This window comes from Mycolicibacterium canariasense, from assembly GCF_002101555.1.
In the GTDB taxonomy this organism is placed as follows: domain Bacteria; phylum Actinomycetota; class Actinomycetes; order Mycobacteriales; family Mycobacteriaceae; genus Mycobacterium; species Mycobacterium canariasense.
Genome location: NZ_LQOL01000054.1, coordinates 89,492 through 106,495, shown reverse-complemented (window position 1 = coordinate 106,495; position 17,004 = coordinate 89,492). Strand labels below are relative to the sequence as shown.

13 protein-coding genes and 2 pseudogenes are annotated in these 17,004 nt (G+C 69.1%); 10 read left to right on the top strand and 5 right to left on the bottom strand.

The window, feature by feature from the left end; translation table 11 throughout:
• From AWB94_RS19150 to AWB94_RS19140, 3 genes and pseudogenes are all read left to right on the top strand, one after another.
• A pseudogene (locus tag AWB94_RS19150) lies at positions 1-183 on the top strand (acetyl-CoA C-acyltransferase); the annotation flags it as partial.
• 56 nt (positions 184-239) lie between these two features.
• Complete coding sequence (locus tag AWB94_RS19145) at positions 240-605, top strand: DUF3817 domain-containing protein (RefSeq protein WP_109762228.1); 366 nt, start codon at positions 240-242, stop codon at positions 603-605.
• Positions 606-618: 13 nt separating this feature from the next.
• A complete protein-coding gene (locus AWB94_RS19140) occupies positions 619-1,506 on the top strand; it encodes a tetratricopeptide repeat protein (RefSeq protein WP_062656784.1) in 888 nt (295 codons plus the stop codon).
• Between the two features lie 72 nt (positions 1,507-1,578).
• Here the strand turns inward: AWB94_RS19140 and glgB are convergent, their stop codons facing one another.
• Together glgB and AWB94_RS19130 are read right to left on the bottom strand one after the other, a co-directional pair.
• Positions 1,579-3,774, bottom strand: a complete 2,196-nt coding sequence (gene glgB / locus AWB94_RS19135; protein ID WP_062656783.1) for a 1,4-alpha-glucan branching protein GlgB — start codon at positions 3,772-3,774, stop codon at positions 1,579-1,581.
• A 4-nt stretch (positions 3,775-3,778) separates the two neighbouring features.
• Positions 3,779-5,848, bottom strand: coding sequence for an alpha-1,4-glucan--maltose-1-phosphate maltosyltransferase (locus AWB94_RS19130; RefSeq protein ID WP_062656807.1), 2,070 nt, complete (start codon positions 5,846-5,848; stop codon positions 3,779-3,781).
• Positions 5,849-6,016: 168 nt separating this feature from the next.
• Between AWB94_RS19130 and glgP the strand changes: the two genes are divergently transcribed.
• A complete protein-coding gene (glgP, locus tag AWB94_RS19125) occupies positions 6,017-8,635 on the top strand; it encodes an alpha-glucan family phosphorylase (RefSeq protein WP_062656782.1) in 2,619 nt (872 codons plus the stop codon).
• Positions 8,632-9,483: a Vgb family protein gene (locus tag AWB94_RS19120; RefSeq protein ID WP_062656781.1), complete on the top strand. Its 852-nt coding sequence runs from the start codon at positions 8,632-8,634 to the stop codon at positions 9,481-9,483. The genes glgP and AWB94_RS19120 overlap by 4 nt, the downstream gene beginning before the upstream one ends.
• 10 nt (positions 9,484-9,493) lie before the next feature.
• On the opposite strand, the gene AWB94_RS19115 is transcribed toward AWB94_RS19120, so the two are convergent.
• The 3 genes and pseudogenes from AWB94_RS19115 to AWB94_RS19105 form a co-directional block, all read right to left on the bottom strand.
• Positions 9,494-10,936 carry a neutral zinc metallopeptidase gene (locus AWB94_RS19115; protein ID WP_062656780.1) on the bottom strand — a complete coding sequence of 481 codons (1,443 nt, stop codon included), beginning with the start codon at positions 10,934-10,936 and terminating at the stop codon, positions 9,494-9,496.
• Between the two features lie 43 nt (positions 10,937-10,979).
• Complete coding sequence (locus tag AWB94_RS19110) at positions 10,980-12,962, bottom strand: ATP-dependent DNA helicase (RefSeq protein ID WP_062656779.1); 1,983 nt, start codon at positions 12,960-12,962, stop codon at positions 10,980-10,982.
• Positions 12,959-14,266 (bottom strand): annotated as a pseudogene (locus AWB94_RS19105) (nicotinate phosphoribosyltransferase); the annotation flags it as partial. The pseudogene AWB94_RS19105 and the gene AWB94_RS19110, both read right to left, overlap by 4 nt.
• A gap of 57 nt (positions 14,267-14,323) precedes the next feature.
• Between AWB94_RS19105 and clpS the strand changes: the two are divergent.
• The 5 genes from clpS to AWB94_RS19080 are packed head-to-tail and all read left to right on the top strand — an operon-like array spanning position 14,324 to position 17,004.
• Entirely contained in the window at positions 14,324-14,638 is a 315-nt protein-coding gene (gene clpS, locus AWB94_RS19100; RefSeq protein WP_062656806.1) for an ATP-dependent Clp protease adapter ClpS, read from the top strand.
• A gap of 4 nt (positions 14,639-14,642) precedes the next feature.
• Positions 14,643-15,221: an oxidative stress transcriptional regulator AosR gene (gene aosR / locus AWB94_RS19095; RefSeq protein ID WP_062656777.1), complete on the top strand. Its 579-nt coding sequence runs from the start codon at positions 14,643-14,645 to the stop codon at positions 15,219-15,221.
• Positions 15,222-15,263: 42 nt separating this feature from the next.
• Positions 15,264-16,304 carry a P1 family peptidase gene (locus tag AWB94_RS19090; RefSeq protein WP_062656776.1) on the top strand — a complete coding sequence of 347 codons (1,041 nt, stop codon included), beginning with the start codon at positions 15,264-15,266 and terminating at the stop codon, positions 16,302-16,304.
• Position 16,305: 1 nt separating this feature from the next.
• Entirely contained in the window at positions 16,306-16,722 is a 417-nt protein-coding gene (locus AWB94_RS19085) for a M67 family metallopeptidase (protein WP_062656775.1), read from the top strand.
• Between the two features lie 9 nt (positions 16,723-16,731).
• Positions 16,732-17,004, top strand: coding sequence for a MoaD/ThiS family protein (locus tag AWB94_RS19080; protein ID WP_062656805.1), 273 nt, complete (start codon positions 16,732-16,734; stop codon positions 17,002-17,004).

The following is a 17,004-nucleotide window of genomic DNA, read 5'->3' as shown; positions in this document are numbered from 1 at the left end:
GATCCGGCCAAGGTCAACGTCAGTGGTGGCGCCATCGCGATCGGGCACCCGATCGGGATGTCGGGTGCGCGGATCACGCTGCACGCCGCGCTCGAACTCGCCCGTAAGGGTTCGGGCTACGCCGTGGCGGCGCTGTGCGGCGCCGGCGGCCAAGGTGACGCACTGATCCTGCGCCGTCCCTGAGCGCCTTCTCAATCTTCAACGACAGCGCGTAGTAGCCAGCCGTCCGTTCGGGCACAATGGCGCCCATGGCACTGCTCGTCAATGGTCACCGCGCCGCAGGTTGGTTCCGGCTGGTCGCCGCGGCCGAAGCGCTCAGCTGGGTCGGTCTGCTGGTGGGGATGTACTTCAAGTACCTGGGCACACCCCGCACCGAGATCGGCGTCAAGGTCTTCGGACCCATCCACGGCGGCATCTTCATCGCCTTCGTGGTGCTGGCGGTGCTGGTCGGCGTGGCGTTCAAATGGCCGCTGACCACCTGGGTGTTGGCGTTGCTGGCCAGCATCGTGCCGTTGGCCAGTGTGATCTTCCTCATGTGGGCCGAGCGCGCCGGTCGCCTCGGCAGGAGTGCACGCCCGGCCGAGGCCACCGCGTCGGGGACGTGACAGACTTGTCGATGTGACACGACCCCGCTCTTCCCTCGGCCCCGCGCTGGCTGGCGCGGTCGATCTATCCGCTCTGAAACAACCTCCCGCTTCGGCACGGCCGGCCTCGTCGCGGCCGGCCGGTGCCGTCGAGGTCACCGAGGCCAACCTCGAAGCCGAGGTGCTGGTCCGCTCCGGCGAGGTGCCCGTCGTCGTGCTGTTGTGGACGCCGCGCAGTGAGGCCAGTGCCGCGCTCGGCGACGTCCTGGCCGAGTTGGCCGCGGCCGACGGCGGAAAGTGGTCACTGGCGCTGGTCAACGTCGACACCACGCCACGGGTGGCGCAGATGTTCGGCGTGCAGGCCGTGCCCACCGTGGTGGCACTGGCCGGCGGGCAGCCGATCGCCAGCTTCCAGGGGCCGCAGCCGCCGGAACAGTTGCGGCGGTGGATCGACTCGCTGTTGCAGGCCACCGCGGGCAAGCTCAGCGGTGGGGGCGACGAGCCCGAGCAGGCCGACCCGGAGCTCGAGGCCGCCCGCACGCACCTCGACAACGGCGATTTCGACGCGGCCCTGACCGCCTACCAAGGCATCCTCGCGAGCAGGCCCAACGACCCGGAGGCCACCGGCGCGATCCGGCAGATCACCTTCCTGCAGCGGGCCACCACGCGTCCGCAGGACGCCGTCGCGGTGGCCGACGCGGCACCCGATGATCTCGAGGCCGCGTTCGCGGCCGCCGATGTCGAGATCCTGCAGCAGAACGTCGCGGCGGCGTTCAATCGGCTCATCGGCCTGGTCAAGCGGACCACCGGTGACGACCGGACGAAGGTGCGCACCCGGCTGATCGAGCTGTTCGAGCTGTTCGACGCCGCCGACCCGGACGTCATCGCCGGCCGGCGCAACCTGGCCAACGCGCTCTACTGATCGCCGAGATCGGCGAAAAGGCCGGATCCACTCGCACTTTCCCGCCCGTTTGATCAATTGGGCGGGAGGGGGTCAGGCGGGTTCGAACCAGAGCGCGGCCAGCGGCGGCAGCGACATCACCGCCGAGGCGGGCCGGCCGTGCCACGGTTCGGCGGTGGCCTCGACTGCGCCGAAATTGCCGAGGCCCGCTCCGTTGTAGATGGTGGCGTCGGTGTTGAGCACCTCGCGCCAGCGCCCGGCGTGCGGCAGACCCAACCGGTACTGCGCATGCTCGGATCCGGAGAAATTGAACACGCAGGCCAGCACGGACCCGTCGTCCCCGAAACGCAGGAAGCTCAGCACGTTGTTGGCCGAGTCGTTGGCGTCGATCCAGGAGTAGCCGTCGGGCACGGTGTCGCGGGACCACAGCGCGCGACGGCTGGAGTACAGCGCGTTGATATCGGCGACCAGGCGCTGGATTCCGGTGGAGAAGCTCTGCTCGCCCAGTTGGTACCAGTCCAGGCCGCGCTCCTCGGACCACTCGGCGCGCTGACCGAATTCCTGGCCCATGAACAGCAGCTGCTTACCCGGATGTGCCCACTGGTAGGCCAGCAGTCCGCGCACGCCGGCGGCCTTGGTGTGGTCGTTGCCCGGCATCCGGCCCCACAACGTGCCCTTGCCGTGCACCACCTCGTCGTGGCTGATCGGTAGCACGTAGTTCTCGCTGAACGCGTACAGCATCGAGAAGGTCATCTCGTGGTGGTGATAGCTGCGGTGGATCGGGTCCCTGGCGATGTAGGCCAGCGTGTCGTTCATCCAGCCCATATTCCATTTCATCGAAAAGCCAAGGCCGCCAAGGTTGGTCGGTCGGGTGACACCCGGCCACGAGGTGGACTCCTCGGCGATGGTGACGATGCCGGGGTGCACCTTGTGCACGGTGGCGTTCATCTCCTGCAGGAACTGCACGGCCTCCAGGTTCTCCCGGCCGCCGTACTTGTTGGGCGTCCAGCCGCCCGCCGGCCGCGAGTAGTCCAGGTACAGCATCGAGGCCACGGCATCCACCCGCAGGCCGTCGATGTGGAACTCCTGCAGCCAGTACAGCGCGTTGGCCACGAGGAAGTTGCGCACCTCGGCCCGGCCGAAGTCGAAGACGTAGGTGCCCCAGTCGAGTTGCTCGCCGCGGCGTGGGTCGGCGTGTTCGTACAGTGCGGTGCCGTCGAACCGGCCCAGCGCCCAGGCGTCCTTCGGGAAGTGGGCGGGCACCCAGTCCACGATCACGCCGATACCTGCCTGGTGCAACGTGTCCACCAGGTGGCGGAAGTCGTCGGGAGTGCCCAGCCGGGAGGTGGGGGCGTAGTAGGACGTCACCTGGTAACCCCAGGACCCGCCGAACGGGTGCTCGGCCACCGGGAGCAGCTCGACGTGCGTGAAACCTTGGGCCACCACGTATTCGGTGAGCTCGGTGGCCAGCTGGCGATAACTCAGGCCGGGTCGCCACGACATCAGGTGCACCTCGTAGGTGCTCATCGGCTCGAACACCGGATTGCGCAGCACCCGCCCGGCCATCCAGTCGCCGTCGTTCCACTCGTAGTCGCTGCGGGTGACCCGGGAAGCGGTATGCGGAGGAACCTCGGTCGCGAACGCCATCGGGTCGGCCCGTTCGGTGACCACGCCGTCGGCGCCGTGCACGCGGAACTTGTACAGCCCGCCGACGGGGAAGTCCGGCCAGAACACCTCCCACACGCCCGAGGAGCCGAGGCTGCGCATCGGTGCCTCGTTGCCGACCCAATGATTGAACTCGCCGATCAGGCTGACGCCCTTGGCATTCGGTGCCCATACCGCAAACGAGACGCCATCCACCTCCCCATCGGGGGTGGTGAAGGTGCGCGGATGTGCGCCCAGCGCCTCCCACAGCCGTTCGTGGCGCCCCTCGGCGAACAGGTGCAGGTCCATCTCGCCGAGAGTGGGCAGGAAGCGATATGGGTCGGCCACGGTGAGCACCGGGGCGCCCGGGTAACCGATCTCCAACCGGTAGTCGATCAACCCGGTGATCGGGACCGCCACCGCGAACAGGCCGCCGTCGATATGGCTGGCCTCGTAGCGCACACCGCCGATCAGCGCGGCCACGGTCTCCGCGTGCGGGCGCAGCGTACGGATGACGGTGTGGTCGCCGTATTCGTGGGCGCCCAGCACCGAATGCGGGTCGTGATGCTGCCCGGACAACAGGCGATGCAGCTCCGTGTCCGGGGGACGTAGGTGGGTGCTGGTGATGGGGTTGATCCGGGTCATCGGTTCACTCCCTTCGCAGAAGGTTCAGTCGGGCGTCGTGCGGGATCAACGGCATGTTGATCACATGGGCGATTGTCTTGACGGGTTCCAGGCGCACGTAATTGGACTGGCCCCATTGGTATTCCTCACCGGTGATCTCGTCGCGCACCCAGAACCGCTCGTAGGGCTCCATGCCCAGCGCCTCCATGTCCAGCCAGAGCGTGCCCTCCTCCGGGCCGAACGCGTTGAGCGTCACCACCACCAGGACGCAATCGCCGCTGACCGGGTCGAACTTGCTGTAGGCCAGCAGCGCGTCGTTGTCGATGTGGTGGAACGTGATGGTCCGCAGCTGCGCCAGCGCCGGGTGTAGTCGCCGAATCTCGTTGAGCCTGGCCAGGAACGGTTCGAGCGACCGGCCGGCGGCCAGCGCCGCCTCGAAATCGCGGGGCCGCAGCTCGTACTTCTCGGAGTTGAGGTACTCCTCGCTGCCGGGCTTCACCGCTTCGTGCTCGAAGAGTTCGTAACCGGAGTACACACCCCACGCCGAACTCAGGGTGGCGGCCAGCGCCGCCCTGATGGCGAACATGCCCGGACCGCCGTGCTGCAGCGATTCGTGCAGGATGTCGGGCGTGTTGACGAACAGGTTGGGGCGGGCGCAGTCGGCGTACTTCGCGATCTCCTGGCCGAATTCGGTGATCTCCCATTTGGCGGTGCGCCAGGTGAAGTACGAATACGACTGCGTGAAGCCGAGTTTGGCCAAGCCGTACAGCCGGGCCGGACGGGTGAACGCCTCGGACAGGAACAGTACGTCGGGGTTCTCGTCTTTGACCTTGCCGATCAGCCAGGCCCAGAAGTTCGGTGGCTTGGTATGCGGGTTGTCGACCCGGAAGATCTTGACGCCATGGGCGACCCAGTGCCGCACCACCCGTAGCACTTCCTCGTAGAGGCCGGCCGGGTCGTTGTCGAAGTTCAGCGGATAGATGTCCTGGTACTTCTTCGGCGGATTCTCCGCATAGGCGATGGTCCCGTCGGGCAGCACGGTGAACCATTCCGGGTGAGCCTTGGCCCACGGATGGTCGGGGGCGCACTGCAACGCCAGGTCCAGGGCCACCTCCAGTCCCTGATCGGTTGCGGCAGCGACGAAATCATCGAATGCCTCGATACCGCCCAGGTCGGGATGCACGGCATCGTGGCCGCCCTCGTCGCTGCCGATCGCCCACGGCGAACCGACATCGCCTGGCTCGGCGGTCACCGAATTGTTCCGCCCTTTGCGGTGCACCTTGCCGATCGGGTGGATGGGCGGCAGGTACACCACGTCGAAACCCATCCGGGCGATGCGCGGCAGATCCTTGGCCGCGGTGGCGAAGGTGCCGTGCACCGGGTTGCCGTCGGCGTCCCAGCCTCCGGTCGATCGCGGAAACAGCTCGTACCAAGCCGAGAACCGGGCCAGCGGGCGGTCCACCCAGACGCCGTATTGGTCACCGCGGGTGAGTAATTCGCGCAGCGGGTACTTGCGCAACAGCTCGCCGACCGCGGGGGACAAGGCGGCCGCGGCGCGGGTCAGCGGATCCCCCGGTGTGCGCAGGGCGGCCGCCGCCGCCAGCAGCGGCTCCCGGTGCTCACGCGGAACCCCGGTGGATGCGCGCTCCAACAGCTGGGCGCCGAGCAACAGATCGTTGGACAACTCGGTCTCGCCCTGGCCGGCGTGGAGCTTGGCGGTGACCGCCTTACGCCAGGTGCTGATCGGGTCACCCCAGCCGTCTACCCGGTACGTCCACAATCCAACCCTGTCCGGGGTGAACTGACCGTGGAACACGTCGGGGGTGCGTCCCAGTGCCATCGGCAGTGCCTGCGGTTTGACCCGCGGCGGGGTCACGGGCCGCCGCGGCGCGGACGACAGGCCCGGCGGATCCTCGACCAACTGCGGATATGCCGTGCCGTGGTAGCGCACCACCAGCGTCGCGGCCACCGCGTCGTGGCCTTCCCGCCACACCGCCGCGCTCACGGGTACCACTTCGCCGACCACGGCCTTGGCGGGGAAACGGCCGCCGGATAGTACGGGCGCGACGTCATCGATCTCGATACGACCGGGCACCCATCCCACTCCCTTTTGCGGGCGCGGCTCTTTCACCGCGCGTTGCCAACTACCGTAGTGCTCCCTCGGCCCCAGAGTGCCCGATGAGGTCACTCTGTAATCCACCCGTCGGCTCACGTCGTGAGACGGCCCTGCTGCGGCGCATCGCAGTCAGTAAGGTGAAGCCACGTGAAAGCTCTTCGTCGGTTCACTGTCCGAGCACACCTGCCCGATCGCCTCGGCGCGCTGGAGCGCCTGTCCATCAACCTGCGGTGGTCATGGCACAAACCGACCCAGGACTTGTTCGAGGCCATCGACCCCGAGCTGTGGCGACAGGTCGGTCAGGACCCTGTCGCGCTGCTGGGCGGCGTCAGCCCCCAGCGGCTCGACGAGCTCGCGGTCGACGGCGGTTTCCTGGACCGCGTCGACCGGTTGGCCGCGGACCTGGACGACTACCTGGCCCGTCCGCTCTGGTACCAGCAGAAGCAGACCGCCGGGGACGCACTGCCCAGCGGGATTGCTTATTTCTCCATGGAGTTCGGCGTCGCCGAGGTGTTGCCGAACTACTCGGGCGGTTTGGGCATCCTCGCCGGTGATCACCTGAAATCGGCGTCGGACCTCGGCCTGCCGCTGATCGGTGTGGGCCTGTACTACCGGTCGGGTTACTTCCGCCAGTCGTTGACCGCCGACGGTTGGCAGCACGAGAACTATCCCTCACTCGACCCGCAAGGCCTGCCGCTGCGCTTGCTCACCCGGGCCGACGGGGAGCCGGTGCTCATCGAGCTTGCGCTGCCCGACGGTGCGACGCTGTTCGCCCATGTCTGGGTGGCTCAGGTCGGTCGAATCCCGTTGCTGCTGCTCGATTCCGACATCGGTGAGAACGAGCACGACCTGCGCACCGTCACCGACCGGCTCTACGGCGGTGATCAGGAACACCGCATCAAGCAGGAAATCCTGGCAGGCGTGGGCGGGGTCCGGGCCATTCGCGCATACACCGAGATCGAAGGCCGCCCCGCACCCGAGGTGTTCCACATGAACGAGGGGCACGCCGGCTTCCTCGGTGCCGAGCGCATCCGTGAGCTCATCGATGCCGGTCTGGATTTCGACACCGCGCTCACCGTGGTGCGGTCGTCCACGGTTTTCACCACGCACACCCCGGTGCCCGCCGGTATCGACCGGTTCCCGGTCGACTTGGTCAAGCGCTACTTCGGTGTCGGGGCCGACGCGAATTCGGCTCTGCTGCCCGGTGTTCCGGTGGACCGGATCATCGCCTTCGGCGCCGAGGACGACCCCTCGAAGTTCAACATGGCGCATATGGGGCTGCGGCTGGCTCAGCGCGCCAACGGGGTGTCGCTGCTGCACGGCCGGGTCAGCCGGGAGATGTTCAGTGAGCTGTGGCCCGGGTTCGACGCCACCGAGGTGCCGATCGGCTCGATCACCAATGGGGTGCACGCGCCGACGTGGGCCGCCCCGCAGTGGATCGAACTCGCGCGCGAACTGGTCGGCGACGACCTGAGTTCGCTCAACGAGGCCGAGACCTGGCAGCGACTGCAGCAGGTGGACCCGGGTCACCTGTGGTGGATCCGCTCCCAGCTGCGCACCCTGCTGGTCGACGACGTCCGGGCCCGGCTGCGCCGGTCCTGGCTGGAACGCGGCGCCTCGGAAGCGGAGCTGGGCTGGATTGCCACCGCGTTCGACCCGGAGGTGTTGACCGTGGGGTTCGCGCGACGGGTGCCGACCTACAAACGGCTGACCCTGATGCTGCGTGACCCGGACCGGCTGGAGAAGCTGCTACTCGACGAGAAGCGGCCGGTACAGCTGATCGTGGCCGGTAAATCGCACCCCGCCGACGACGGTGGCAAGGCGCTGATCCAGCAGATCGTGCGCTTCGCCGACCGCCCCGAGGTGCGGCACCGCATCGCGTTCCTGCCGGACTACGACATGTCGATGGCCCGGCTGCTGTACTGGGGCTGCGACGTCTGGCTGAACAACCCGCTGCGCCCGCTGGAGGCCTGCGGGACGTCGGGCATGAAGAGCGCGCTCAACGGCGGCCTGAACCTGTCCATCCGCGACGGATGGTGGGATGAGTGGTACGACGGCGAGAATGGGTGGGAGATCCCGACGGCCGACGGTCTGGCCGACGAGGGCCGCCGCGACGATATCGAGGCCGGCGCCCTCTACGACCTGCTGGAATCCTCGGTCACCCCGAAGTTCTACGAGCGCAATGAACACGGTGTGCCGTCCCGGTGGGTCGAGATGGTGCGCCACACGCTGCAGGTGCTCGGCCCCAAGGTGCTGGCGTCGCGGATGGTGCGGGACTACACCGAGAAGTACTACGCACCCGCCGCGCAGTCGCTGCGGGCCACCCTGGGATCCGGTGAAGGACCCGACGACGATTCGTCCAGTGATCTCTTCGGTGCCGCCAGGCAACTCGCGGACTACCGACGGCGGGTCACCGAGGCCTGGCCGAAGATCCAGATCACCGACGTGGACAGCTACGGGTTGCCCGACGCCCCGGTGCTGGGCAGCGAGCTGACCTTGACCGCCACGGTGAACCTCGCCGGGCTGGCGCCCGACGAGGTGGTGGTGCAGGCCGTGGTCGGCGGTGTGGATGCCGCCGATGTGTTGCACAACCCGGTCACCGTGCCGATGGCGCTGATCAGCACCGCCGACGGCGGGAAGCACATCTTCTCCTCCACCACGCCGCTGCCGGTCGCCGGACCCGTCGGTTACACGGTGCGGGTGTTGCCGTACCACCGGTTGCTGGCCGGCACCAACGAGCTCGGTCTCGTCACGCTCGCGTCGTGAGCCGGGCCCTCGACGTCGCCGTGCCGGGCGGCCCGTACGCCCTGGCCGCCGGACCCGACGGGGCCGTGTGGGTGACGCTGGTGCACAGCGGCGAGATCGCACGCATCGCCGCCGACGGCCGGCTCGACGTCTACCCGGTGCATCCGCAGAGCAAGCCGTCGATCATCACCGTCGGCCCCGACGCAGCGCTGTGGTTCACCCGCAACGGGGATGACCGGATCGGCCGCATCGAGCCCGGCGGTGCCGGCAGTGATATTGAATTGCCGCACGGGAGTGCGCCTTTCGGGCTTTGCGTAGGACCCGACGATGCGCTGTGGTTCACCGCGATGGACTCCGGTGCGATCGGGCGGGTCGACGCCGGCGGTGCCGTCGACGTGGTGGCGGTGCCCGGTGGTACCCCGTCGATGATCACCGCGGGACCCGATGGTGCGGTGTGGTTCACCCTCAACGCCGCCAGCGCGATCGGCCGGGTGGACATGGCGGGCACGGTCAGCATCCGTCAGACCCCGACGCCGTCGGCCGGGCCGGTGGGGATCACCGCGACCCATGACGACGCGGTGTGGTTCACCGCCATCGGTGCCGACAAACTCGGCCGCATCCCGATGAACGAGGCCATTCAGGAACTCGACCTGCCCGGCAAACCGCATGCGGTGGTGGCCGACGCGGCCGACGGGGTATGGGTGAGCTTGTGGGGCGCCGACCAGCTGGCGCGCGTCGGCGCCGACGGCGAGGTGGCCACCATCGACCTGCCGGCCGGTAGCGAACCGCACGGGCTGGCGGTGGCGCCCGACGGTGCGCTGTGGGTCGCCCTCGAGGCGGGTTACGTGCTGCGGCTGCCGGTCGGCTGAGCGGGCCGGCTCAGGGGAACCGTTTGAAGCAGCGGTCCTCGTCGCCCAGCACGCCGACCCGGAACGCGTCGATACGGGAGAAACCCGAGGGCACCGACTCGCCGTTGACGTCGCTGGCCACCAGACCGTTGATGAGAATGCCGGACACGGCTTCGTCGACATCGCCGGCGGTCAGCTGAATGGTGTTGCCGTCCGGTGTGTTCACCTCGTCGGTCATCTTCACCGTCGCGACGCCGGTCAGGCAGGCGGTGCGCAGTGCGGCCGTGGCGCTGTCGAGCGCCACGCCGCCGCGCTGGTGCTGGATCGATTGCATGTAGCGCGACACCAGCACCGAGTACGCGGTGTTGTCGCCGGTCGTCAGGCCGGTCCCGTCGTCGGACTGCGCGCCCATGGCTTCCAGCGCCGGCAGGTCCACGGCGATGGTGTTGTCGGCGGGGCAGAAGGTCACCGCGGCGTCGGAGTGCGCGTCGGGGCAGTCGGTACGGTCGAAGCGCAGCTGGGGCGGGTTCTGCGGGGTGAACAGGATGCCCATGGCATCGACGATCGAGCGCACCGACGATTCGGTGATCTGTAGTTCGCCGGACTGATCCTCCGGCAGCAAGACCGGCAGGTCGCCGCGGCGCTGCTTGATCTCGGCCGGGTCGATCGACGCACACGACGCCGCACCTTCGGTGAAACCGAACTGGAAGGCCGACACCCGCTCGAACGCCGAGCCGTGTTCGTCCTCGCCGACCGCCGAATCGCCCTCGTTCAGCAGCGGATCGCGGAACGAGATCATCGCCGCCAGAATGTTGTTCAGGCCCTCGCCGGTGGACAGGGTGAAGCGCTTGGAGTGTCCTTCGGCGACCCAGCGCAGGTATACCCCGGCCAGACAGTCGGCCTGCTGCTCGGCTACCAGGGTGGGGGTGGACCGGCCGGCCAGTCCGGCCTGCTTCTGCACCGCGTGCCCGTACTCGTGGGCCAGCACCGTGGTGACGGCCATGTCACCGTTGGCCTTGCGCAGCGAGGGCAGCAGCACTCCGCGATCCCAGCCGATGGTGTTGTCGTCGTGGCAGAACGCGGCGTTGACCAGGTTGTAGGTGTCCGAGTCGCAGAACTGGCCGTCGAATCCGTCGGCGTCCCACGAGATCAACTCGTCGACGGGGGTGAAGTCGCCGTCGAACGATTCGGGATACGCCTGCTGCCAGAACTCCTCGATATCGCTGACCGAACTCGCGGCCAGATGGTCGATTTGGCCGCCGTCGGTATCGCGCACCTCGCGGGTCGGCTCGGCGGCGTCGTCGCGCAGCCCGGTCGGGCCGTCGGTGGCGGGCATCCCGGCCACCCGGAACGGGTCGGCGAACACCGATACCGCATGGCCCTGCAGGGTGTGTGCGCAGGACGTCAACACCAGCATGGCGCACGCGGCCAATAACCCGCCCATCCGGATGCCTGCCAGCCTCCGCCGATTCATGACCGAAAGGATAAGTGACCTGGCGCTGCGCGGGGCCGGTTGATCAATTGCCGCGCAACCGCCGCAGCGCCGCGAGCACCCGTTCGGTGTCGGTGGTCGCCCAGAACGGTGGCAGCGAGGAGCGCAGGTATCCGCCGTAGCGGGCCGTCGCCATCCGCGAATCCAGGATGGCGACCACGCCGCGGTCGTCGACCCGGCGCAACAGCCGGCCGGCGCCCTGGGCCAGCAGCAGGGCGGCATGGCTGGCCGCCACCGCCATGAACCCGTTGCCGCCGCGCGCGGCGATGGCTCGTTGCCGGGCGGTGAGCAGCGGGTCGTCGGGCCGCGGGAACGGAATCCGGTCGATGATCACCAGCGACAGCGACGGACCCGGCACGTCGACGCCCTGCCACAGCGACAGCGTGCCGAACAGCGAGGTTTCGGAATCGTCGGCGAACCGCTGCACCAGGGTGGCCGTGGAATCCTCGCCCTGGCACAGCACCGGGGTGTCCAGCCGGCTCGACATCACCTCGGCGGTGGCCTTGGCCGCGCGCATCGAGGAGAACAACCCGAGGGTGCGCCCACCCGCGGCGGTGATGAGCGCGGCGATCTCGTCGAGCTGCTGCTCCGAGCCGACACCGTCACGGCCCGGCGCGGGCAGGTGTTTGGCGACGTACAGGATCCCGGACTTGGCATGTTCGAACGGTGACCCGACATCGATTCCGCGCCAAGCGGTTCCGGTGTCCGCACCGCTGAGACCCCAGCCGGCGGCCATCGCGTCGAAGTTGCCGCCCAGGGTCAGGGTGGCCGATGTCAGCACCACGGTGGAACGCGCAAAGATCCTGGTGCGCAACAGACCCGACACCGTCAGCGGGGCTACGCGCAGCGTCGCGCGCTTACCGGAACTCCTCGTCTCCTCGTGGTCCAGCCACACCACGTCGAGCCGATCGGGGATCGCCGGCACGAAGGAGTCCAGCATGCGGGCGGCGATATCGCCGATCTCGGTCACCGCGGTCACCGCCTCGGTGCGCGCCGCGGCGGCCTGCGGATCGGTGGGTGCGGTGTCGATGGCGGAGCGCACGGTGTGCGCGGCATCGCGCAGCGCGGTCAGATAGGTCGCCAGTTCGTCGTCGAGATAGTCGATGCGGCCCGGTTCGCCGTCGTGGATCGCCGCGGCCAGGGTGGCGCCGGCCGCGTCCAGCCGGTCGACGAGTTCGGGGGCGACCAGGCGGCCGACCCGGCGCTGCGCCGCTCCGAGAACCGTCGCCGACAGTTCGCCGGTGGCCACCGCGGTGACCCGGTCGACGAGCTCGTGGGCCTCGTCGACGACCAGCAGGTCGTGTTCGGGCAGCACCGAGGCATCGGCGATGGCGTCGATGGCCAGCAGCGCGTGGTTGGTGACGACGATGTCGGCGGTGCCCGCCTTGGCCCTGGCCCGTTCGGAGAAGCAGTCGGTGCCGAACGGGCAGCGGGCCACGCCGATGCATTCGCGCGCCGACACGCTGACCTGGCTCCAGGACCGGTCCGGCACGCCGGGCACCAGTTCGTCGCGGTCCCCGGTCTCGGTGTCCGACGACCATTTCGTCAGCCGCTGCACGTCCCGGCCCAGTGCCGTCGCGGCAACCGCGTCGAACAGCTCCTCCTGCGGCCGGTCGTCGGCCGGATCGGCATTGGCGCCGTTGTGGATCTTGTTCAGGCACAGATAGTTTCCGCGCCCTTTGAGCAACGCGAAGGTGGGCTTGCGGGGCAGCGCGGTGGCCAGGGCATCGGCCAACCGGGGCAGATCGCGGTCGACCAGCTGGCGTTGCAACGCGATGGTGGCGGTGGAGACGACCACCGGGGCATGCCCGGACGCGGCCCGCGCCATGGCCGGCACCAGGTAGGCGAGGGACTTGCCGGTGCCGGTGCCGGCCTGCACCGCGAGGTGTTCACCGGTGTCGAAAGATCGGGCCACCGCCTCGGCCATCTGGATCTGGCCGTGCCGCTGGCTGCCGCCGAGCGCGGTGACGGCGGCGGCGAGCAGGTCGCTGACCGGTGTCCTGGTCACGCGGGTGTGACGAGCCGGGTCGGGATGGCCGGCTCGCCCCGCGACAGTCCCAGTCCGTCCCAGGGCAGGCTGTGCAGCCCGGCCGCGACGCGCTCACGGGCGGCCGCCAGGTCAGCGCCGTGGTCGACCCGCACGCCGCCGCGCACCAGATCGACGGTCAGCGGCCGTGCGGTCAGGTTCGGGTCGGTCTCGGGCGGGCGCCCGGCCGGGTGCACCACCTCTTCGACGACCGTTCCCGATCGTTTGGCCAGCCGCAGTGCCGCTTTCCGGCCGCCGTGAGATTCCTTGTGCGCACTGCGTTTCTGGACGGCCTGGCCGTCGACCTCGACCAGCTTGTAGACCATCCCCGCGGTGGGTGCACCGGACCCGGTGACCAGCGAGGTGCCCACGCCGTAGCTGTCGACGGGCTCGGCACGCAGCGCGGCGATGGCGAACTCGTCGAGATCGCTGGAGACCACGATCTTGGTGGCGGTGGCGCCGAGCCCGTCGAGTTGCTCGCGCACCTGCCGCACCAGCACGCCCAGGTCGCCGGAGTCGATGCGCACCGCGCCCAACTCGGGCCCGGCCACGGCGATGGCGTTCGCCACGCCGACGGTGATGTCGTAGGTGTCCACCAGCAAGGTGGTGCCGACGCCGAGGGCGTCGACCTGCGCTTGGAACGCCGCGCGCTCGTCGGGGCCGGTGTCGGTGGTGTGCAGCAGGGTGAAGGCGTGTGCGCTGGTGCCCAGCGCGGGGACGCCGTAATCGTGTTGGGCGGCCAGGTTGGAGGTGCCCGTGAAACCGGCGATCCAGGCGGCCCGGGCGGCGGCGGTGGCGGCGCGTTCGTGGGTGCGTCGCGACCCCATCTCGATGAGTTGTCTGCCCTCGGCGGCGCTGACCATCCGCGCGGCGGCCGAGGCGATGGCGCTGTCGTGGTTGAGGATCGACAGCACAAGGGTTTCCAGTACGACGCATTCGGCGAAGCTGCCGTGCACCGACAATACGGGGGAGCCGGGGAAGTACAGTTCCCCCTCGGGATAGCCGTCGACGTCTCCGGAGAACCGGTACCCGGCCAGGTAGTCCAGCGTGGTCCGGTCGAGGAACCCGGCCACCGATGCCAATTCGGCGTCGTCGAACCTGAAGTCCTCCAGCGCTTCCAGGAATCGGCCGGTGCCCGCCACCACGCCGTAGCGGCGGCCCTCGGGCAACCGGCGGGCGAAGACCTCGAAGGTGCAGCGACGGTGCGCGGAACCGTCCCGCAGGGCGGCCGCGAGCATCGTGAGCTCGTACTTGTCCGTCAACAGCGCGGTAGACACGTAGGCAACCGTATCTGCACCGTTCCGATTCTCGGCGCGTGAACGCGTCCCGGTATCGTGAGCCGCATGGTTACCCCAGCGCGGACTCGTCCGGGTACCCGTGAGGAGCGCAAGTCCGACACCGGTCGCGACGAAGACGCCGCGGCCGATAGTCCCTGGGTGACGATCGTCTGGGACGACCCGGTCAACCTGATGTCCTACGTGACATACGTCTTCCAGAAGCTGTTCGGTTACAGCGAACCGCACGCGACCAAGCTGATGCTGCAGGTGCACAACGACGGCAAGGCCGTGGTGTCGGCGGGCAGCCGCGAATCCATGGAGGTCGACGTGACGAAACTGCACGCGGCCGGCCTGTGGGCGACGATGCAGCAGGACCGCTGAGCACGTGCGTAAGTGGAAGCGGGTGGACGGCCCCGCCGGCCCGCGATTCCGGTCGGCCCTGGCCGCGCACGAGGCCGCGCTGCTGCGCAACCTGGTGACGTCGATGGTGGAGATGCTCGAGGACCGCGAGTCCACGGCCCCGTCGGATGAGCTGGCCGATCTCACCGGCATCCGGACCGGGCATTCCCAGCCGCCCGAGGACGACACGATGCGGCGGCTGCTGCCGGACTTCTTCCGGTCCCGCAATGAGCACCCGGCGGGTGCGACGGCCGCGGAGAGCCTCAACCGCGCGCTGCGCAGCCTGCATGAGCCCGCCATCATCGACGCGAAACGAGAAGCGGCGCAACGTCTTCTGCAGACCCTGCCGGAGAGCGGGGGCAAGTTCGAACTGACCGAGGACGATGCGCAGGCCTGGGCGGCAGCGGTCAACGACGTACGGCTGGCGCTGGGCACCATGCTCGACATCGGGCCCGACGGGCTGGACCGGCTGCCGCCCGAGCACCCGATGGCCGGACATCTGGACGTCTACCAGTGGCTGACGGTGCTGCAGGAATACCTGGTGCTCGGAATGATGGGCAGGTAGCCCGCCGGTGCGGAAGAGCGAAGCGACCGGGGGATCGGCCCGGTGACCGGTTCCATCACCGACGTGGCGGGCATCCTCGTCGGCCATCACCACCGCATCGACGCCGACGCGACGCTGGGCAGTGGCTGGGCGTGCGGTACCACCGTCGTCGTGGCCCCGCCGGGCACCACCGCCGCGGTGGACTGCCGTGGCGGAGCACCGGGCAGCCGCGAGACCGACCTGCTCGACCCCGCCAACAGCGTCCGGCACGTGGACGCCGTGGTGCTGACCGGCGGCAGCGCCTACGGTCTGGCCACCGCCGACGGCGTGATGACCTGGCTGGAGGAGCGGGGCCGCGGCGTGGCGATGGACGGCGGGGTCGTGCCGATCGTGCCCGCGGCGGTGATCTTCGATCTGCCCGTCGGCGGCTGGGCATGCCGGCCCACCGCGGAGTTCGGTTACGCGGCCGCGCGGGCCGCCACCACCGAGGTGGCGATCGGCAATGTGGGAGCCGGGGCGGGCGCCCGGGCCGGCGTGCTGAAGGGCGGACTGGGCACCGCGTCGGTCACGCTGCCCGATATCGGCGTCACCGTGGGGGCGGTGGTCGCGGTCAACCCGGGCGGCAACGTCGTCGACCCGGTAACCGGGCTGCCCTGGATGGCGTCGCTGTCCGCGGAGTTCGGGCTGACACCGCCGCCCGCCGACCAGATCGCCGCGTATGCCGCGCTGGACAAGAAGAGCGGACCGCTGAACACCACCATCGCGGTGGTGGCCACCGATGCCGCGCTGAGCCCGGCCGGCTGCCGGCGGGTCGCCGTCGCCGCCCAGGACGGGCTCGCGCACGCCATCCGGCCGGCGCACACCCCGCTGGACGGGGACACGGTTTTCGCGCTGGCGACCGGCGCGGTGCAGGTCCCGCCGAACCCCAAGACGCCGACGGCCATGTCCCCGGAGACCGGGGTTGTCACCGCGGTGGGCGCCGCCGCTGCAGATTGCCTGGCGCGCGCGGTCCTGGTAGGAGTGCTGGCAGCCGAGTCGTTGGCAGGAATACCGACCTACCGCGACATGTTGCCCGGAGCATTCGCCCGACGAACGGAGTCCTGACGTGCTGGTGATCCGCGCCGACCTGGTGGACGCCATGGTCGCCCACGCGCGCGCCGACCACCCGGATGAGGCCTGCGGTGTGATCGCCGGGCCGGAGGGTTCGGATCGCCCTGAGCGGTTCATCCAGATGGCGAACGCCGAGCGGTCACCGACGTTCTACCGGTTCGACTCGATGGAACATCTTCAGGTGTGGCGGCAGATGGATGCCAACGACGAGGTCCCCGTCGTCATCTACCACTCCCACACCGCCACCGAGGCCTACCCGAGCCGCACCGACGTCTCGATTGCCGCGGAACCGGACGCCCACTACGTTCTCGTCTCGACCCGCGACCCCGACGAACACGAGTTGCGCAGCTACCGCATCGTGGACGGGGTCGTCACCGAAGAACCCGTGTCCATCGTTGAGAACTATCAGTAAGGAATGACCGTGGCAGTAACCGTCTCGATCCCGACGATCCTGCGTCCGCACACCGGCGGCGAGAAGCGGGTCAGCGCCAGCGGCGACACCCTCGCCGCCGTCATCACCGACCTGGAGACCAACTACGCGGGCATCTCCGCCCGCTTGGTGGACAACGGCAAGTTGCACCGCTTCGTCAACATCTATGTCAACGACGAGGACGTGCGCTTCTCCGGCGGTCTGGACACCGCCATCAGCGACGGCGACTCGGTGACCATCCTGCCTGCCGTCGCGGGTGGCTGA